General features: G+C 72.8%; 16 protein-coding genes and 1 pseudogene. 6 read left to right on the forward strand and 11 right to left on the reverse strand.

Annotation, left to right across the window (positions count from 1 at the left end; translation table 11 throughout):
* Positions 1 to 145 precede the first annotated feature (145 nt).
* Together ABZZ79_RS08065 and ABZZ79_RS08070 are read right to left on the reverse strand one after the other, a co-directional pair.
* Complete coding sequence (locus ABZZ79_RS08065; RefSeq protein WP_356687649.1) at positions 146 to 1,126, reverse strand: hypothetical protein; 981 nt, start codon at positions 1,124 to 1,126, stop codon at positions 146 to 148.
* Positions 1,127 to 1,562: 436 nt separating this feature from the next.
* Positions 1,563 to 2,765, reverse strand: a complete 1,203-nt coding sequence (locus ABZZ79_RS08070) for an Ig-like domain-containing protein (RefSeq protein ID WP_356687651.1) — start codon at positions 2,763 to 2,765, stop codon at positions 1,563 to 1,565.
* A 217-nt stretch (positions 2,766 to 2,982) separates the two neighbouring features.
* Between ABZZ79_RS08070 and ABZZ79_RS08075 the strand changes: the two genes are divergently transcribed.
* The 5 genes from ABZZ79_RS08075 to ABZZ79_RS08095 all read left to right on the forward strand — a co-directional run bounded on the left by ABZZ79_RS08075 (position 2,983) and on the right by ABZZ79_RS08095 (position 8,699).
* Positions 2,983 to 4,179, forward strand: a complete 1,197-nt coding sequence (locus tag ABZZ79_RS08075) for a peptidoglycan bridge formation glycyltransferase FemA/FemB family protein (RefSeq protein WP_356687653.1) — start codon at positions 2,983 to 2,985, stop codon at positions 4,177 to 4,179.
* A 5-nt stretch (positions 4,180 to 4,184) separates the two neighbouring features.
* Complete coding sequence (murJ, locus tag ABZZ79_RS08080) at positions 4,185 to 5,867, forward strand: murein biosynthesis integral membrane protein MurJ (protein ID WP_356687655.1); 1,683 nt, start codon at positions 4,185 to 4,187, stop codon at positions 5,865 to 5,867.
* Between the two features lie 23 nt (positions 5,868 to 5,890).
* Complete coding sequence (locus ABZZ79_RS08085) at positions 5,891 to 6,574, forward strand: response regulator transcription factor (RefSeq protein WP_356687657.1); 684 nt, start codon at positions 5,891 to 5,893, stop codon at positions 6,572 to 6,574.
* Positions 6,575 to 6,636: 62 nt separating this feature from the next.
* The gene (locus tag ABZZ79_RS08090; RefSeq protein ID WP_356687659.1) at positions 6,637 to 8,100 is read left to right on the forward strand and encodes a HAMP domain-containing sensor histidine kinase; all 1,464 of its coding nucleotides are present in this window, start codon (positions 6,637 to 6,639) and stop codon (positions 8,098 to 8,100) included.
* Complete coding sequence (locus ABZZ79_RS08095; RefSeq protein WP_356687661.1) at positions 8,097 to 8,699, forward strand: hypothetical protein; 603 nt, start codon at positions 8,097 to 8,099, stop codon at positions 8,697 to 8,699. Before ABZZ79_RS08090 ends, ABZZ79_RS08095 begins: the two co-directional genes overlap by 4 nt.
* 67 nt (positions 8,700 to 8,766) lie before the next feature.
* Here ABZZ79_RS08095 and ABZZ79_RS08100 read toward each other — a convergent pair whose 3' ends face one another.
* From ABZZ79_RS08100 to ABZZ79_RS08110, 3 genes are all read right to left on the reverse strand, one after another.
* On the reverse strand, positions 8,767 to 9,357 hold the full coding sequence (locus ABZZ79_RS08100) for a hypothetical protein (protein ID WP_356687663.1): 591 nt from the start codon (positions 9,355 to 9,357) through the stop codon (positions 8,767 to 8,769).
* 201 nt (positions 9,358 to 9,558) lie between these two features.
* Positions 9,559 to 10,803, reverse strand: coding sequence for an MFS transporter (locus ABZZ79_RS08105; RefSeq protein ID WP_356687665.1), 1,245 nt, complete (start codon positions 10,801 to 10,803; stop codon positions 9,559 to 9,561).
* 220 nt (positions 10,804 to 11,023) lie between these two features.
* Entirely contained in the window at positions 11,024 to 12,109 is a 1,086-nt protein-coding gene (locus tag ABZZ79_RS08110) for a helix-turn-helix domain-containing protein (RefSeq protein ID WP_356687667.1), read from the reverse strand.
* 100 nt (positions 12,110 to 12,209) lie between these two features.
* Here ABZZ79_RS08110 and ABZZ79_RS08115 point away from each other — a divergent pair, with 100 nt between their 5' ends.
* Positions 12,210 to 13,439 carry an MFS transporter gene (locus ABZZ79_RS08115; RefSeq protein ID WP_356687669.1) on the forward strand — a complete coding sequence of 410 codons (1,230 nt, stop codon included), beginning with the start codon at positions 12,210 to 12,212 and terminating at the stop codon, positions 13,437 to 13,439.
* Here the strand turns inward: ABZZ79_RS08115 and ABZZ79_RS08120 are convergent.
* From ABZZ79_RS08120 to ABZZ79_RS08145, 6 genes and pseudogenes are all read right to left on the reverse strand, one after another.
* Positions 13,420 to 14,238 carry an ABC transporter permease gene (locus ABZZ79_RS08120; protein WP_356687671.1) on the reverse strand — a complete coding sequence of 273 codons (819 nt, stop codon included), beginning with the start codon at positions 14,236 to 14,238 and terminating at the stop codon, positions 13,420 to 13,422. The genes ABZZ79_RS08115 and ABZZ79_RS08120 overlap by 20 nt on opposite strands.
* A complete protein-coding gene (locus tag ABZZ79_RS08125; RefSeq protein ID WP_356687673.1) occupies positions 14,235 to 15,227 on the reverse strand; it encodes an ATP-binding cassette domain-containing protein in 993 nt (330 codons plus the stop codon). Before ABZZ79_RS08125 ends, ABZZ79_RS08120 begins: the two co-directional genes overlap by 4 nt.
* A gap of 84 nt (positions 15,228 to 15,311) precedes the next feature.
* Positions 15,312 to 16,154, reverse strand: a complete 843-nt coding sequence (locus tag ABZZ79_RS08130; protein WP_356687675.1) for a DUF4097 family beta strand repeat-containing protein — start codon at positions 16,152 to 16,154, stop codon at positions 15,312 to 15,314.
* Positions 16,155 to 16,277: 123 nt separating this feature from the next.
* Positions 16,278 to 16,793: a toxin-antitoxin system HicB family antitoxin gene (locus tag ABZZ79_RS08135; RefSeq protein ID WP_356687677.1), complete on the reverse strand. Its 516-nt coding sequence runs from the start codon at positions 16,791 to 16,793 to the stop codon at positions 16,278 to 16,280.
* 356 nt (positions 16,794 to 17,149) lie between these two features.
* On the reverse strand, positions 17,150 to 17,839 hold the full coding sequence (locus ABZZ79_RS08140) for a GAF and ANTAR domain-containing protein (protein ID WP_356687679.1): 690 nt from the start codon (positions 17,837 to 17,839) through the stop codon (positions 17,150 to 17,152).
* 67 nt (positions 17,840 to 17,906) lie between these two features.
* Positions 17,907 to 18,089, reverse strand: a pseudogene (locus ABZZ79_RS08145) (ribonuclease BN); the annotation flags it as partial.
* Positions 18,090 to 18,433 lie beyond the last annotated feature (344 nt).

An 18,433-nucleotide genomic window follows, 5' to 3' on the forward strand; every position in this document is an offset into this window, starting at 1 on the left:
GCCGCGAACTCACCGACCTCGACCAGCGGCGTCGGCGGGAAACGGGCCCTGCCGCAGGCGGACGGGACACGGTCGTGCGGCTCCGCGGCTCTCGGGCTGGGGGCGGCGGCCCCGGGGCCGCTATCGGACTCCCAGACGCGCTGATCTACGGCCCTGCCCTGCGCCGGGACGCGGGACCGCGGTTCGGCGTGGCCAGGCGGGCGATCTCGCCGGTCGCCGCGTCTGCGCGCTCCCGGGCCTTGCGGACCCGGGGCGCCAGGGCCTTCGCCTGCTCCCGCGCCCGCCGCTCGGCCGTCCTTGCCTGCCGTTGCTCCCCCTCGACACGCCGCAGCTCGTCCTCCAGCTCACGGCCGCGGTGCCTGAGCAGCTCGGCGCGTCGGCCGGCTTCGCGTGCCTCGTCGGTGGCCCGTGACGCCTCCTCTTCGAGCCCTCGCAGGGCGTCTGCGGCGGCCTCGGCCTCTCGGCGCGCGCGAGCCAGGTCGCGGCGGCGCTCCGCGTCGGCCTTCCGGTCCTGATCAGCCGCGTGGCTCGGACCGGACTTCGGGCCGGCTTCGGCTTTCGAGCCCCGTCCGGCCGTCGGGTCCTTGCGCGAGGCCGCTTGCGCGGGGCGTGCGGGGGACGCGGCCGGGGTGCGCGCGGCGCCGGGCGCCGGGGTCGGCAGGTGACCGGTGGGCAGGAGCGGCTTGACCAGGCTGCCGGCGGCCCACTGGTCGGCGGCCTCGGGGTCGGCGAGCACCGCGCGCAGCGTGTTCTCGATCTCCCGCTGGGCGTCCTCGCTGATCGGGTGACCTGCCTGGGCCGCCAGCCTGCGCGCCTGGCCGGCCAGCGCCCCGATCAGGGTGTACTGGCGGCGGCTGAGCTCACGCAGCCGCCCGCCGTCGAGCGTGCGATGGGCCTCGCGCAGCCCCTCCCCCAGCCTCAGCAGCCGTTCCACCTGCTCGGGCTCCTGGCGGACGAGGAGATTGCTCGCCCAGGCCGAGAGGCTGGGGCGACGCAGTTGGCCGATCCTCTGTGCCAGCGGCCGGTCACCGGCGCGCCGGGCGTCCCCCGCGTGGGCGTCGCGGGCGGTGGTGAAGTCCTCCGGCCGCAGCCCGTACAGGTCACGGACGACGGTGTCGTAGTCCATGCGGATTCCCGCCTTTCCCGCCGGAGGGCTTGATCCCATTGTCCTCCGCACGGCCGGAGGGGGCTCGCGCGGAGCGCTGTCCGTCCTTCCTCGCCGTCGAGGGCGGTGCGCGGGCACTCCCCGCGGGCCCACTTCTCGCGCCCGCCGTGTCCGACGCCCCCGGCGCTCCGGGAGTGGTGCGCGGGCACTCCCCGCGGGCCCACCTCTCGCGCCCGCCGTGTCCGACGCCCCCGGCGCTCCGGGAGGCGGCGGCGTCTCCCCCGGTGTGGCTGGAGGAGACAGGGTCGGGCCCGGCTATTCCCCGGCCGCGTTTCCCAGTGCCTTGCTGCGCCCCGCCACGAGGGGCCGTCGCCGCACGGAGTTCCGCTTCCCGCGCGAGCGGCGGAATCCGCGGCGCCGACGGCCGGGACTCTCCGCTCGCCGACGCGGCCGGCGCTCACCGCAGCGCGCTCCTGCCCTGCCAGTCGGTCCACGACAGGTTCCACTCGCCGAAGCCGTTGCCCGGCTCCACCACGCCCTTGGTGTCGGCGCCGGTGATCTCGAACGGGTCGCCCGGCCGCACCTGCTCGTAGAACCAGGCCGCGTCGGCGTCGCTCATGCCTATGCAGCCCGAACTGCGGTTGGCGTTGCCGAACCAGCGGGCGTTCCACGGGGCCGCGTGCGCGTACATGCCCGACCAGGTCAGCCGCATCGAGTAGTCGACCATCTTGTCGTAGGCGTCGCCGAGGCCCACCGTCTCGGAGTTCATGTTGACCGTGCCCTCCTTCGCCATCAGCACCGCCGTTCCTCGCCAGGAGCGCTTGTCGCCGCCGGGCGTACCGCCGGAGACCGGGATGCTCCGCACGGTCCGCCCGTCGCGGACGAGCGTGAGCCGGTGGCTGTCCAGGTCGACCTTGACGACCTGCCGCGCGCCGACAGTGAAGGTGGTGGTGTAGTCGCGCACGAACCAGCCGCCGTCGGAGCCCGAGTCGGTGCCGTTCAGTTCGGCGTTCAGCGTGACCTTCGTCCCGGACTTCCAGTACGTGCGCGGACGCCAGTCGACCCGGTCGCGGCCCGACCAGTCGCGTATCCAGCCCCAGGAGCCCTCGGTGCCGTCGGAGGTGGTGACCTTGAGCTGCTTCTCGACCTCGGCCCGGTTCTTGACGGGGTTGTCGAAGACCAGGGAGACCGGCTGGGCCACGCCGACGGTGGTGCCGGTGCCCGGTCGCCAGTCGACCTTGTTGACCTTGTCCGCCGGGGCCGTGGTGAAGGCGGCCTTCGCGCTGCCCGCGGTGCCGCCCTCGGTGCGGGTCGCGGCCGCGACCGTGTAGGCCGTGCCCGGGGCGGCCTTGCGGTCCGAGACCCACGATCCGCCGTCGGCCGCGACCTTCCCGGCGAGCCGGTGGCCCTCGGCGTCGGTGACGGTCACCGACGTGAGACGGCCGCCCGCGGCTCTGACCGTCACGGGCTCGCCCGGCGCGGCGTCGCGTCCCCGCGGGGTGACGGTGACCGTGACGGGGCGATTCTCGGCGTTCCCGGCGCCCTTGGCGTCCGAGTCGGTGGAAGTGCCGCCCGAGGAGCAGGCGGCGAGCGGCGCCAGCAGGGCTGCCGCGACGGCAGCGCGTACCGGGGCGTGGGCGAACACAGATCTGCGGTGCAACGGGACCTCCGTGACGAACGACAACGCGTTGAATCGAGGGACGTTCGTGACTGTAGGCCCGGAAAACACCAGGTCATCGGCTACGGAGCAGTGTGACGGCCATTGGTGAGGAACGGTCATGCTCCCATCACATTCGCCGCGCGGAGCGGTCATGGGCCGCTGTGAGCATCCTCTGCGTCCCCGCGACGGAGCCGGGGAGAAGGAGAGGGCTCAGACCGTGTCAGCGCTGCTCGTACCACCCGGCCGCGTCCCCCGAGCGGGGAACGCGGACCTCGTCCTGGGACCCGTCACCGCCGAGGCCTACCGTGCCTTCCTCGCATCCCCCGCCGGCGCGTCGCTGGGGCCCGGCTTTCTCCAGTGCCCGTCCTGGGCCGAGGTCAAGGAGGGGTGGCGTGCCCAACTGCTCGGCTGGGGACCGGATCCGGCGGCGGGACGGCTGACGGGCGTGGCGCTGGTGCTGCTGCGGCAGTTCCCGGGCACCCGCAAGTACTTCGCCTACCTCCCCGAGGGCCCGGTCGCCGACTGGAGCGATCCCGACGTCGACGGCTGGCTCACCCCGTTGCTGGACCAGCTGCGCCGCACGGGCGCCTTCGCCGTCCGTATGGGCCCCTCCCCCGCGTACCGCCGCTGGGACGCCGCGCTGCTCAAGTCGCGCACCGGGCCGGGGCGTCGGCCGGCCGATGTCCTGGCCAGCGAGGTCGACCCGCTCGGCACCGCGGTGGCCGAGCGGCTGCGGGCGCGGGGCTGGCGCCGCTGCGGCGGTGACGGCACCGGGGACGACGGGGACGCGCAGCCCCGGCACGTCTTCCAGGTGCCGCTCGCCGGACGCACCACCGAGGACCTGTGGTCCGGGCTCAACCAGGAGTGGCGCCGCAACATCCGCCGCGCCCGGAAGGAGGGCGTGGAGGTGGTGGTGGGCAGCGCCGCCGAACTCCCCGAGTTCTACCGGCTGTTGCGTATCACCGAGCAGCGCGACGGCTTCCGGCTCGGTCGCTCCCTCGCCTACTACGAGCGTCAGTACGCGGCGCTCAACACCGAGGAGCCGGGCCGGATGAAGCTGTACCTCGCCCGTCACCACGGCGAGATCCTGGCCGCGCACACGATGATCACGGTGGGCGGCCGGGTCTGGTACCAGACCGGCGCCTCGGCCGACCACCGCCGTGAGGTACGGCCCTCCAACGCCCTGCAGTGGCGCATGCTGCTGGACGCCCACGCCCTCGGCGCCGACGTCTACGACATGCGCGGGGTACCCTCCACTCTCGACCCCGACGAACGTGCGTACGGACTGCTGCGGTGGAAGCTCGGAACCGGCGGACAGGTCGTCGAGACGCTGGGCGAATGGGAGAGACCGTTGGGCGGCACCGCCAACCAGGCGCTTTACCGCGCCTTTCGGGCGTACCTGAACCGCCGGTGAAGCCGATGAAGCCGACCACGGGCACCGGCACGCAGAGCGCTCCCTCCGCTACGGTCCCCGCGGGCACCGTCGTCCGTCCCCGGGCGAAGCACGCCGCGGTGAAGCCGGCCTCCGCGGCACGCAGCAGTGCCGTGATGGCCGCCGGATCCATCGTCTCGCGCGCCACCGGTTTCGTGCGGTCCGCCGTCGTGGCGGCGGCGCTGGGCACCATCGGACCGACCGCCGACGGATACGCGGTCGGCAACTCGCTGCCCACCATCGTCTACATGCTGCTCCTGGGCGGCGCGCTCAACGCCGTCTTCGTGCCCGAGCTGGTCAAGGCGGCCAAGGAGCACGCCGACGGGGGTGTCGCGTACACCGACCGGCTCGTCACGGTGTGCGTCGTCGCCCTGCTGGCGATCACCGCGGCGGCGGTGTGGGCGGCGCCCCTCATCGTCGACGGGTACACCGACTACACCGGCGAACAGGCGGCCATGACCACCGCGTTCGCCCGTTACTGCCTGCCGCAGATCTTCTTCCTCGGGCTGTTCACCCTGCTCGGCCAAGTCCTCAACGCGCGCGGCCGGTTCGGCGCGATGATGTGGGCGCCGGTCCTGAACAACCTTGTCGTCATGACGGTGTTCGGGCTGTATCTGGCCCTGTCCGTGGGCGGCGGGGGCACACTCACCGCCGGCGAGACCGCCGTGCTCGGGTGGGGCACCACCGCCGGAATCGCCGTGCAGGCTCTCGCCCTGGTCCCCGCGCTGCGCGCGGCCCGGTTCCGCTGGCGGCCCCGGTTCGACTGGCGCGGCAGCGGACTGACCCGCCCGCTGCGGTCGGCCTGCTGGCTGGTGCTGATGGTCCTGGCCAACCAGGCCGCCTACTGGGTCACCACCCGGCTGGCCACCACCGCGGGCCTGGACGGCGGGCCCGGATACAGCGCGTACAACAACGCCTATGCCCTGTGGGCCGTACCGCACGGCATCATCACGGTCTCCCTGGTGACCGCGCTGATGCCCCGGATGAGCGCGGCCGCCGCCGACGGGGACACCGAGGCCCTGCGGCGCGACGTCTCCCACGCCCTGCGCACCTGCGCGTCCGCGGTCGTGCCCGCCGCCTGCCTGCTGTTCGCCCTCGCGCAGCCGGTGATGGCCCTGGTCTTCGGGTACGGCAGGACCAGCGACGGCGACACGGCGGCCATGGCCGGGATCCTGATGGCCTTCGCGCCCGGACTCGTCGCCATGTCGGGCCAGTACGTCCTGTCCCGGACCTTCTACGCGCTCTCCGACACCCGCACTCCGTTCCTGCTCAACCTGGTGATCGTCGCCCTCAACGCGGGACTGTCCGTGGCGGCCGCCCATCTGCTGCCCGCCCGCTGGGCCGTGACGGGGATGGCGGCGGCGTACTCGCTGGCCCTGTGCGTGGGCTGGGCGGTGACGGCGCGGGTGCTCGGCCGCCGCCTCGCCGTCGCCCGTCCGCTGCGGTCGGCCGCCGCCGGCGCGCACGCCCGGCTGCTCCTCGCCGCCGTACCCGCAACCGTGCTGGGCCACGTGGCGGCCCTGGCTGCCGCTCGGGCGGGCGCCCTGGCCGCCGCAACCGCGGGGGCGGCTGTCGTCGTGGTCACCTTCGCCCTGCTCGCCCGCCCCCTGCGACTGAACGAACTCGACGCGCTGATCTCCGGTGTACGCCGGAGAGCGGCCCGGACCTGACCACCACCGAGGGAGAACCATCCATGCCCCGCGTGCTCCTCGTCGAGGACGACCCTTCCGTACGCGAGGGGGTCGAACTCGGTCTGCGCCGCCGTGGCCACGAGGTACGGACGGCCGCGACCGGTGAGGCGGGACTCGCCGCGCTGGCCGAGTTCCGGCCCGATCTGCTGCTGCTGGACCTGATGCTGCCCGGCATGAACGGCGTCCAGGTCTGCCGGCGGGTCCGTGAGCGGAGCCAGCTGCCGATCATCATGCTCACCGCGCGCGGCGACGACTTCGACGTGGTGATCGGCCTGGAGGCCGGTGCCGACGACTACATCGTCAAGCCCGCCCGGACCGAGGTGATCGAGGCCCGGATCCGCGCCGTGCTGCGTCGCATCGAGGACACCGACCCGGGCCGGCCGGCCGTCGAGTTCTACGGCGAACTCGCCATCGACCGTGTCGGACTGACCGTCACCAAGGCGGGCAAGCGGCTCACGCTCGCGCCCTCCGAGCTCAAGCTGCTGCTGCACCTGTCCTCCGCGCCGGAGCAGGTGTTCAGCAGGCAGCAGTTGCTGGAGCACGTGTGGGAGCACAACTACCACGCCGACGCGCGACTGGTCGACGCGTGCGTCGCACGGCTGCGCGGCAAGATCGAGGACGAGGCGGGCAGCCCTCGTTACGTCCAGACTCTGCGGGGCTTCGGCTACCGCTTCGGACCGCTGTGACCGGCGGCCCCGGCCCGGTCGTGCGGCGCCGCGGCCGGCCCCCGACGGCCGAGGGAAGGGGGATGTCGACGCGGATGCGGGCCAGGGCGTTCGGGCTGCGCACCCGGCTGGTGCTCGCCTTCCTGCTGGTCGCCGCCGTCAGCGCGGGCACCACGGCCGCGCTGACCTACCGCGAGGCCCGCAACGCGCTGCTGGAGACGGCCCAGGACACCGCCGTCTCGTCGTTCCGTGACCAGGTCCAGCAGACGGGCTGGCGGCTGCCCGTGGAGGGCGAGGGCATGGAGGAGATCCTCCGCGACATCGCCCGCAAGGGAAAGCCGCACCCCTGGGTGGTGTTCGCGGAGTACGGTTCGGTGCGCGTCTCCTCCGGCGAGAACCCCGTCTCGACCGTCATCACGCCCGAACTGCGCCGCGCCGGGCGGGCCAACCCCAACGGCAGCTTCGAGCGGGTCGTCAAGGACGGCGTGCCCTACCTGACCATCGCGATGCCCACCGTCTTCAGGCCGAGCCCCGAGGGCCTGCTCCCCAGCGGCCTCGTCCTGTACGCCGTCATGCGGATGACCGACGAGCAGATCAACGTCGACGCGCTGCTGATGGCCGCCCGGGACGGCGCCCTGCCCGGACTCGTCATCGCGCTGATACCCGGCCTGATCGCCGCGCGCAGTGTGCTGCGTCCGGTGCGGGAACTGCGCCGCGCCGCCCAGAGCATGGGCAGCGGACAGCTCGACACCCGGATTCCCGTGCGAGGCAGTGACGAACTGGCCGAACTGGCCCGCACCTTCAACGAGACCGCGGGCAAGCTCGAACTCTCGGTGCGGGAGCTGCGCGAGGCCGAAGCGCGCGCCCGCCGCTTCGCCTCCGACGTCTCGCACGAGCTGCGCACCCCCCTCGCCGGCATGCTCGCCGTCTCCGAGGTCCTCGACGAGGACGCGGACCGGCTGGACGCCGACACCGCCCGCGCGGTCCGGCTGGTCAGCGCCGAGACCGGGAAGCTCGCCGTGCTCGTCGAGGACCTGATGGAGATCTCCCGCTTCGACGCCCGCGCGGCCGAACTCAACGCCGACGAGGTCGATGTCGCGGAAACCATCGCCAAGACGCTGCACAACCGGCACTGGACCGACGGCCGGGTCCGCACCGAGCTGCCCGACGGCATCCGCGCCCGGCTCGACCCGCGCCGCTTCGACATCGTGATCGCCAACCTCGTCGGCAACGCCCTGCGGCACGGGGGCGCGCCCGTCACCGTGCGCCTGCGCGGTGAGGCCCGTGCCCCGGGCACACCCGTGCTGATCACGGAGGTGGTCGACAGCGGACCCGGTATCCGGCCCGAGGTGCTGCCGCATGTCTTCGACCGCTTCTACAAGGCCGACGCGGCACGTACCCGGTCGGCGGGCAGCGGCCTGGGACTGGCGATCACCCTGGAGAACGTGCGGCTGCACGGCGGGACGATCCGTGCCGGGAACCTGCCGGGGGGTGGGGCCGTCTTCACCGTCGAGATACCGCTGTTCGCGGAGGAGGCGGGGGAATGAGGCGTGCGCGCACGCGCAGGGGGGCGGTCGCCGTCGTGACGGCTGTGCTGCCGCTGGGCGGCTGCGGCATCCAAGGGACCGACGTCATCGAGGCGGGCGCTCCGGCCAGCGTCCAGGCCTTCGTCGACCGTGACTCCGACATGCTGCTCTTCTTCCGCGCCCCCGACGGCGGGCTGAACCCGGTGATCCGGACGACCGGGTCCACGGTCGCCTTCGGTCCGGAGGGCGGCCTCCAGTCGGGGGCGGGCAGCCAGGACTCCGACGGTACGGCCGACGGACCGGTGCCGACGGAGAAGGTGATCTTCGCGTTGCTCCGCGGTCCAGGCGAGGAGGACCGGGCCGCGGGACTCGGCACCTCGCTTCCCGCGTCCGCCCCCGAGGGAACGATCCGGATCGGGGTCTCGCACGACGGGACGGTCACGGTCGGCCTGCCGATCGCGGTGCGCGGACTGGACGGAACGGCCCTGCGTCAGCTGATCTGCACGATCGCCTACAGCGAGGACGTCGGCAGCCGGGGCACTGTCCGGCTCGACGGACTGGACGGCGTATCGAGGTCGGGAACGTGCGGCCTCGATCCGACCGAGAGGCGACGGCCCTGACGGCCGCTGTCCCGGCCCGCCCCAGCGCCGCCGGGTGAGCCTGCGCTGCCGGGTGGCAGCCGAGGATCTATCCGACGGGGCCCGTCCGGTCGCGCGACCGGGCGCGGTCGCGGAACCAGGCAGCCGTGCCCACGAACACCGCCACCCCCGTCCCGTAGATCGGCAGCCACAGGGTCGTCGTGGACGCGAGGCAGTCGGCGACGGCCTCGCGCGACCGGTCCCGCTGCGCGAACGCCAGGGCGGCGTCGTCCTGGCGGGCCAGGTCCCCCAGCGCGGACTGTGCCTCAAGTGCCTGGTACCGGCCCAGCAGTCGGCAGTCGGTGCGGGTCTGGGGCCTGGGGAACAGCCAGGCGTGGCGTTGCAGCAGCGGGGCCAGGGCGATCGCCACGCACAGGCCGACGACCAGCGAGTACGCGATCAGGCCGCGCATGTACGGCGAGCGGAGGCTGGGCGCCCACTGCGCCCGTCGCTGGAAGGCGGACATCACCGCGAGGAGCGTCACCCCGATGAACGTGGCGAACCACTGCCAGGAGCCCTGGGCGAGGGCGAAGGTCAGCACCGCGGCGAGTCCGATGCCGATGACACCGGGAGCGGGGGTGTCGTCACCCGCCGCGGCGGACAGCGGCCTCTGGGTCACTCGGGGACTGGGAGCAGTCACGGACCTCTCCTGCGGGTGGGAGGCATCAGCCTCCCGCGTGCCGCGCCGCGGCCCCGGGGCGCCATGCCGCAGGGGCCGGGCATCCCGCCCGGATGGCCCGCGCCGGTCCCCTGCGTGCGGCACGCTCGGCATCTGTCCCGACGTGCCGCCGGAGCGCCCCGGGCCGGGTACGGCGGCGGGGCGCTGCGGCGGGCCGTGGGCTCAGTCCCTGGTCGGCAGGTGGTCGCGCATGCCGAGGTGTGCGCAGAGCGCGGCGACGGCGCCGACGGCTCCGCACAGCAGCCAGATGGCGTTGCCGAGAGTGGCCCAGGCGAGGACGCCGAGGGTGGGTCCGAGTGCCATGCCGAGGCCGAACGTGGCCTGGTGAGCGGCGATGTAGCGGGCCTTGACCGGTGTCGGGTAGGTGGACGGGTGGGCGAACATGGTCGGGCCGCTGATCATCACGCCGGAGACGAAGACGGCCGTGCTGAGGATGAGCAGCACGGCGGGTTCCATGATGTATCCGGCCACGCCCAGCGCCATCAGCGCGGTGCCGACGGCACCGGCCAGGTGGGGCGGCCGGCGCTTGACGTAGGTGGTGATCTTCAGTTCGCAGAGGATGAGGATCACCGAGGAGGCGGTGAGCACCGCGCTGTAGAGACCGGCGGGCCGCCCGTCCGAGGTGATCTTCAGCGGCAGGGCGACCGTGTACTGGACGTAGATCAGTGAGCCGAGCAGGACCGAGGCCAGGAAGAGCAGGTACTTGGTGTCGCGCAGCAGCACGGCGTATGCGGAACGCCGGTGCGCGGCGGGTTCCGCGTCGCCCGCGGCAGCCGCCGGGGGTCTCTCGGCGGGCAGGTTCGGCAGCAGGATGAAGGAGACGACGGCGCAGGCCAGCGCGGTGAGGGCGTCCAGCCAGAACAGCAGGTTCCAGTCGACGAGGATCAGACCGGCCGCGATCAGCGGGCTGACGGCCGCACCGGCGTTCATCGCGATGCGCAGCATCGAGAAGGCCATCACCCGGTGCTCCGAGGGCATCAGCTCGCTCAGCATCAGCGCCGCCGCCGGCCGGTAGGACTGGGTGACCAGGCCCGCCGCGGTGACCGCGACCAGCAGCCAGGCGAAGTGCGAGGGTCTGCTCAGCCAGGGTATGAGGGCAAGGACGGACGCCGAGGAAGTCATCGCCGTGACGATGGTGGCGCGGGCCCCGATGCGGTGGATCAGCTCGCCGCCGAGCAGGGTGCCGAGCACCGCGCCCGCGCTGTAGGCGGTGAGCGCGAAGCCCGCGTGCCCGAGGGTCATGCCGCGTGCCGTCAGATACAGCACCAGGAAGGTCTGTACGAAGGCGCCCATCTGGTTGACGAGCACGCCGCCCAGCAGATACCTCACTGGGACCGGCGTGGCGCGGACCACGGCGAAGACTCCCGTGGCGCGTTCTGTTTTCTGTACCGCCTGCGTCACACTCACTGTTCTCGTCCTCGATTCGGAGTTCTCCCGGACCGGCCGTGCGTCGGCGGTCCCGGGGGCTGGTGATGACACGGCGCGGAGCACCCGCAAGGCGCCCCGCGCTGTCTTGTGTGATATTTCAGCCAAACTCCGGATTGACCGACACCGATGGTCGCCACTGACAATCAATCAGCTCGGTGCCGGCCAACGGCCGACCGTGGGGCGGAGCGGTCGCGACAGCTCAGCGCAGTACGGCCGCCAGCAGGTCCGTGCCCAGGGCCGTCAGGTCGGGCAGGTTGACGGTGTAGCGGACGTAGCGACCGTGCCGTCGGGCGGTGAGCAGGCCCGCGCGGCGCAGTACGGCGAGGTGGCGGGAGACCTCCGGGGGTGAGAGTTCCCAGGCGTGGGCCAGTTCGCCGGTGGTGTGGGTGCCGCGGGCCAGGGTGCGCAGCAGCCGCAGACGTACCGGATGGGCGAGTGCCTCCAGCCGCAGGGTGACCGTCTCCAGCGGCACGGGCTCCGACGGGCTCGGCTCCGCCACGGGGTACTGCACCACGGGCTGCCATCCGGGCGCGTGCACCACCGCCAGATGCGGCCGGCCGAAGACGCTGGGGATGAAGGTGACCGCGGTGCCGTGGGCGGAGGTCGCCTTGTCCTGGAGCTTGTCCACGACGATGCAGTCGCCGTCCGGCGCCAGGGTGACCGCGCCCGACACCGATGCGAGGGCCGCCGCGATGCCCTGGTGCCTGAGCAGGTCGTTCTTCAGACGCAGATCGGTGGCGAGTTGCACGGCTACGCCCGCCCAGGCGGCGTCGAAGAACGCCTCGGCGCACTGTTCGAGGGTGTCCCGCACCCGTGCCCGCACGGCCGCCGGGTCGGCGAGCAGCCGCTCCGCGAAGGCCTCCTGACGCGCGCCGCGGGCCTGGGCCAGATCCAGAGCCCGCTCGCGGGCGGTGGTGTCGGTGAGCGGGGACGGAACGGCGAGGTGCACCCGACTGCCGCCGCAGGTGATGACCAGCGCGGCGGTCGCATACCGCTCGTCGTCGATCAGGTCCACGTCGTCCAGTTCCTCCGCGAGGGTCGCGCGGGGCCGGGCGGGGATCAGGAAGTCCGCCTGTGAGGAACGCCAGAGGAACTCGGCCTCGCGCAACCGCTCGGCCAGTTCCGGCCGCAGCCCGGCCCACACGTCCCCGGCCCAGTCGGCGAGCTGCGGATGATGCCCGGGTTCGGCCAGCACATGCAGCATCGCGGTGAGCTCCGCCAGCGGGGACGCGGCGAACCGCAGCCGCTCGGACGGCAGTCCGCCGATGTCGATCCTCAACGTCATCCTCCGATCATCACGTCCCGGACGGCCGGTGACGTCGTCGATTGACGGTCTCCGTCAACCGACGTGCCCGGCCCGGCGGCCCCCCGCACCGTGTGACGCCATGACAACCCTGACCAGGACCCGTCCAAGTCCCCGCCTCCGCGCCCTCGTCCGCGCCACCGGCGGCCCCCGTTACGCCGTCGCCCTGGCCGTGGACGCCCTCGGCACCGGCCTGCTGCGGCCCTTCCTGTTGCTCTACGGCGTGACGGTGCTGAGGCTGTCCGCGCCGGTCACGGGCCTCGCCATGACGGCCGGGGTGGTCGCGGGGCTGGTGTGCATGCCCGCGGTGGGCCGCTGGCTGGACCGGGGCGCGCGCAGCACGGTCGTTGCCGCGTCGATGCTGGTCCGTGTGCTGGGCGTGGCCCTGCTGCTGGCCACTCCGGCGGGCCGTGTCGGGCAGTTCGCCACGGCGGCGCTCTTTCTCGGCATCGGCAACCAGGCCTGGCCGGCCGCCCACGCGGCGCTCGTGGCCACCGTCTCCCACGGCCGGGAACGCGACACCGCTCTCGCGGCGGGCCGGGCCCTGCGCAACGCGGGCCTGGGCGTGGGCGCGCTGCTCGCGACCGTGTGCCTGGCGGGCGGCACCACCGCCCTGCGGGCGCTCGCGGTCGTCACCGGCCTCGCCTATCTCTCCGCCGCGGCCCTGGCCGGGTCGGTCCGGCTGCGTGCCCGTCCGGACGCCCATCCCGAAGAGACCGGCGGCGACGCGCCCGCACCCCGGATGCGGGCCCTGCTCGCGGCGAACGTCGCGTACGTCTTCTGCCGCAACGTCCCCGAGATCGCGCTTCCCCTGGTCCTGGTCACGCAGTTGCACGCGTCCCCGGTGTGGTCGGCGGCCGTCTTCGTGGCCAACACGGTGCTCGTGGTCACTCTCCAGGTCCCGGTCACCGTCGCGCTGTCCCGCTTCTCCCGGCGGACCGTGCTGGCTCTCGCCGGTGTCGTGCTCGCCGTGTCCTACGCGGGGTTCCTCGCGGCCACCTCGCTGGGACACGGCTGGGCCGCCCCGGCCGTCGCCGCGGTGTCCGTGGTCTGCACCCTCGGCGAGATCGTCTACGCCGGAAGCGCCACCGCGCTCGTCACCGCGCTCGCCCCGGCCCGGCTCCTGGGACGTACCCTCGCCCGCTTCGAACTGTCCACGGGCTTCGGCCTCGCGGTGTCCCCGGCGGTCATCACCGCGCTCGCGCCGCACGGCCCGGCCGCTCTGTGGGGCAGCCTCACCGCCGCGACGCTCGTTTCGGCGTCGGCCGTGGCCTGCGAGAAGGACACGGAGGCTACTTCGGGTCGGCGTTGAACTTCGAGGTCGACCAGAAGTACCCGAGGGCCGTGAGCCCCAGGCACCAGGCGACGGCGAGCCAGCCGTTGTGGCCGATCCCGGTGCCGAGGAGCAGTCCGCGCAGGGTTTCGATGGCCGGAGTGAAGGGCTGGTACTCGGCGACCGGCCGGAACCAGCCCGGCATCGCTTCGACCGGCACGAACGCGCTCGACAGGAGCGGCAGGACCATCAGCGGCATCGCGTTGTTGCCGGCCGCCTCGGCGTTGGGGCTGACCAGGCCCATGCCGACCGCGATCCAGGTGAGTGCCAGGGCGACAAGGGTCAGCAGCCCCAGCGCCAGGAGCCACTCCACGGCGGTGGCGCCCTCGGCCCGGAACCCGATGGCCACGCCCACGGCACCGACGAGGACCACACTCGTCACGCACTGCACCACACTGCCGACGACATGCCCGACGAGCACCGAGCCGCGGTGGATCGCCATCGTGCGGAAGCGGGCGATGATGCCCTCGGTCATGTCGTTGGAGACGGAGACCGCCGTGCCGATCGTCGTGCCGCCGATGGTCAGCATCAGGATGCCGGGAACGATGTAGGCGAGGTACTCGGAGCGGTCCGGACCACCGTCCGCGATCCCGGCACTCATCACGTCTCCGAAGATGTAGACGAACAGCAGGAGCAGCATCACGGGCGTGAACAGCAGGTTCAGCGTGAGGGACGGGTAGCGCCGGGCGTGCAGGAGGTTGCGGCGCAGCATGGTTGTCGAGTCGCGGACGGCCAGGGAGAGCCGGGCCGGGCGGGCGGGAGCCAGGGGGGAGCTCATCGGGCGTCTTCCTTGGGCTGGTGGGGTCGTCCCGGCACGGCTCCGCCGGTCAGGGCGAAGAACACGTCGTCGAGGTCGGGGGTGTGCACGGTCAGTTCGTCGGCCTCGACGCCGGCCGCGTCCAGCCAGTCGAGGATGGCGCGCAGCTCGCGCTGGCTGCCGTCGCTGGGGATGTGCAGGGCGAGGGACTCGTCGTCCCGCGTGGTCTCGCGCAGGGCGGCGGCGGCCGACCGGTACGCGGCCGGGTCGGTGAAGCGGAGCCGGACGTGTCCGCCGGGGACGAGGCGCTTGAGTTCCTCGGCGGTGCCCTCGGCGGCGATCTTTCCGTTGTCGAGGACCGCGATGCGGTCTGCGAGTTCGTCCGCCTCTTCCAGGTACTGGGTGGTGAGGAACACGGTGACGCCGTCGGAGACCAGTTCGCGGATGATCTGCCACATGTTGTGGCGGCTGCGCGGGTCGAGGCCGGTGGTGGGCTCGTCGAGGAAGATGATCCGCGGGCTGCCGACCAGGGTCATCGCGATGTCCAGGCGGCGCTTCATGCCGCCGGAGTAGGCGGAGGCCGGCTTCCGCGCCGCCTCGGTGAGGTCGAATCGGTCCAGCAGGCCGGCGGTGACCTGGCGTCCCTCGCCCTTGGAGAGGTGGTGCAGGTCCGCCATCAGGAGCATGTTCTCCTCGCCGGTGATCAGGCCGTCGACCGCGGAGAACTGTCCGGTGACGCCGATCGCCGCGCGTACCGCCTGTGGCGCGGTGGTCAGGTCGTGGCCCGCGACCCGGGCCCGTCCGCCGTCGGCGCTGACGAGGGTGGAGAGGATCTGCACGGTCGTGGTCTTGCCCGCGCCGTTCGGGCCGAGCAGCGCGAACACGGACCCGGCCGGGATGTGCAGATCGATGCCGTCGAGGACGGTCTTGTCGCCGTAGGACTTGCGCAGACCGACGGCGGAGAGTGCGGCCGGTGACTGGAGACCGTCACCTCGCCTGGACGTGGGCATGACAGAAGAAGACATGGAGCCCTCCGATGGAGGTGGAAGGGGTGGGGCTGGGGCTGGGGCTGGGAACGGTCCGCGGGGCGGCGCTCAGGCGCGGGCGCGGCGGACGTCGATGTTGCCGTACCGGGTGCGGGCGTGGACCTTGACGGTGTCCTCGGTCTCCTGCGGGGTCTCGGACGCGGTGAGCGCGTTGCGCACCTGGCCGGAGCCCGCGCTGACGTCGAGCCAGGCGGCGGTGCCCTCGCGGACGCCGACCTCGATGGCACCGTAGGAGGTCTCCAACTGCACAGTTCCACGAACCACTTCACCCACCCGGAGGGCGCCGTGGGCGGTGGTGGCGGTGACCGAGTCCTCGGCGCGGGTGATGTCGATGTCGCCGTTGGCGCCGCTGACCCTCAGTTCGCCGGTCGCGGCGCCGACGGTCGTGCTGCCGTGCGAGTTCTTCAGCACGGCCGGGCCGTCGAGGAGGCCGACGCGCAGACTGCCGGAGCTGGTGGTGATCTCGGCCTTGCCCTCGACCCGGTCGACGGTGATCGAGCCGTGCGAAGCGGTCAGTCGCAGCGGGCCGGTCGCGTCGAGACGGACGTCGCCGGACGAGGTCTTCACGCGGACCTCGCCGAGCCGGCCCTCGCCGAGGACCTGGGTCCAGGCTCCGGTCGTGTCGATCCGGGAGCCGGTCGGCAGGTCGACCGTCACATCGACGACGCCGGTGCGGCCGAACAGGTTGGACTTGGGCGTCCTGATGTTCAGGACGCCGCCCGAGTACGTGACCTCGGTCTGGCCGGCCGCCCGCACGTCCAGGTCCTTCTTCGGGTCACGGGGCCGCACCTCGACGACCGTGTCGGGGCGGTCGCCCGCGGTGAACTGGAGGGAACCGGCCTCCACGCGTGCGGTGACCGAGATCGCTTCGGGGGTTTCGAAAGAAGGCATGACTGTCCCGTCCTCTTGAGTCCTTGGGCCGTCCCTGCTGGTGGGACGTGATGTGGGTGAAGTGGTGCGGGTGTGGCGGTCCGGGTGAACCGGTGCGCGGGCGTGGTGCGGGCGGGGGTGCGGTCAGCGCACCCAGCCCGTGAAGCTCTGCCCGACGCTCTGGGACCTCTCCGTCGTACGCGGCCGGGTGCCGCCGTCGACCGCGGCCGACACCGCCCGCACGAGCCACGCGTTGACCGACAGGCCCTCGCGGTTCGCGGCCTCCTCGGCGCGGGCCTTGAGGTGGGCCGGCAGCCGCAGATTGACCCGGGCGGTGCCGCTCTCGTCCCCCTCCGCGAGGGCCTGCGCCCGAGGAGGTTCGGCGGGCGCGGCCGGCTCCGCGGGAGCGTCGCCCGCGGGCGGCAGCGTCACCACGAAGTCGGGGTCCAGCCCGCGCAGCCGTACGTCGACCGAGCCCGGGGCGAGCTCGCGGGTGATCTCATCCATCGCGGCGGAGAGCACATGCAGCATGGTCAGCCGGGTCGCCGACTCCAGCGGAGCGGTGAGCCGCTCTGCCAGCTCACGGGCGTCTTCGCCGCCGGCCTCGGCGGCCACCGCGAGTTCGCGACGGAGGGTGTCGACATACGGGGTGAGGTCCATGACGCAATAGTGGCACCACTATGGCGCTATTCGCAAGCACTCGTGATGCCATGGATGGCACGAGCACGATGACAGCGCCTTCCACCTGCGGAAACGGCGGGAAACGGATCGACGCCCGGGTGGCACCGCGCGCGTTCACGACCTCCCCGAGGACCCAGCGTGGCGCCATGTGGCACCACGCAACACCAAGTGGCGCCACATGGCACCACATGGCATCACCAGACGTCATGGCGACACCGCCCGGCGCTCGCCCTTTCGGGCAAGGGCACCGGCCCGCATTCGCACCCGCACCCGCACCCGCACCCGCACCCGCACCCGCACCTGCACCTGCACCTGCACCTGCACCTGCGGCACGCTCAGGACAGGCCGCCCTGCTCGCAGATCAGGCGGGCGACCTCGCGGAGCTTGATGTTCCGCTCCTGGGAGTAGCGGCGCAGCACGTCGAAGGCCTGTTCCTCGGTGAGGTCGTGGCTGCCCATCAGGATGCCCATGGCCTCGCCGATCGTGTGGCGGGTGGAGAGGGCGTGTTCCAGCTGGGCGTGGGTGCGGGCGGCGGAGAAGGAGACGGCGGCGTGGGAGGCGAGCAGCCAGCCCGTCAGCTCGCTGACCTCGGTGAACGCCCCGGGCTTGCGCGAGTAGAGGTTCAACGCGCCCAGTTCTTCGTCCTCGGTGTACAGCAGGAAGCCCATCATGCTGCCGATGCCGAGCTCGCGGGCCTGAGGGGTGAAGGAGGGCCAGGACGGCTCCCCCTTGGTGAAGTCCTTGATACGGAACACCCGCTCGCCCTGCCCGGTACGGACTGCGTCGAAGCAGGGCCCCTCGCCCAGCCGCCCCTGAAGCTGATCGCTGTCGACGACCAGTTTGTCCGAGGGCGCGAGCGACTGCACCGTCGTGCCGTGCAGCATCAGAATGCCGGCGGCGTCGCAGCCCTCCACCAGCTCGGTGGCGGAGCCGGTGATCCGTTCCAGCGTGGCGTCGACCGAGGTCTGCGCCAGCAGGTCCCGGGCCATCGACGCCATCTGCTGCGCGAACCGAGCCCAGTCCATCGCGTTCCACCTCCCTGCGTCGACGGTCTCGGTTCGATGGTGCGGGACAGTACGGTCCGCCGCAGTGTCAGGCGCCCTCCTGGAGGCGTCGCCGGTCCTCCTCGTCCCAGGTACGGGTGTCGCGCGGCTGCGTGTACGGCTCGGCCCGCGGAGGGAGTCCGCCGGCGATGGCCCGTTGCCGCACGGTCTCCGCGTCGAACTCCAGGCCGAGCAGGATCGCCAGGTTCGTGATCCACAGCCACACCAGGAAGTCGATGTGCGCACCGCGCCCTTGAACGCCCTGCCCCACGCCTGTCCGGGCAGTTCGGTCGGCGCGTCCGGTGCCCGGCGCTCGACCTCCGGGGCGGGGCCGCTCTCCGGCGCCCGGGCCTCGTCGTGGTCGCGGTGTCTGCCTGGAAGGTGCAGTCCGTCCATGGTCACCGGGTAACCAGGGGGTCACCCCTCACGCCTTCGGGTGCGCCGGCGCCGAGGCCGTTCGTCCGGCGCGCCACCTGGCCGGTGGCCACGAGGAAGCGCCGCGGGGCCACCTGGCCGGTGCCTTCGTGCGGCTGCGGCCGCCGCACCTCCGACGCCCTCGTCCAGTCCCGCACGGCG

It is taken from the genome of Streptomyces sp. NPDC006458 (genome assembly GCF_040612135.1).
Classification (GTDB): domain Bacteria; phylum Actinomycetota; class Actinomycetes; order Streptomycetales; family Streptomycetaceae; genus Streptomyces.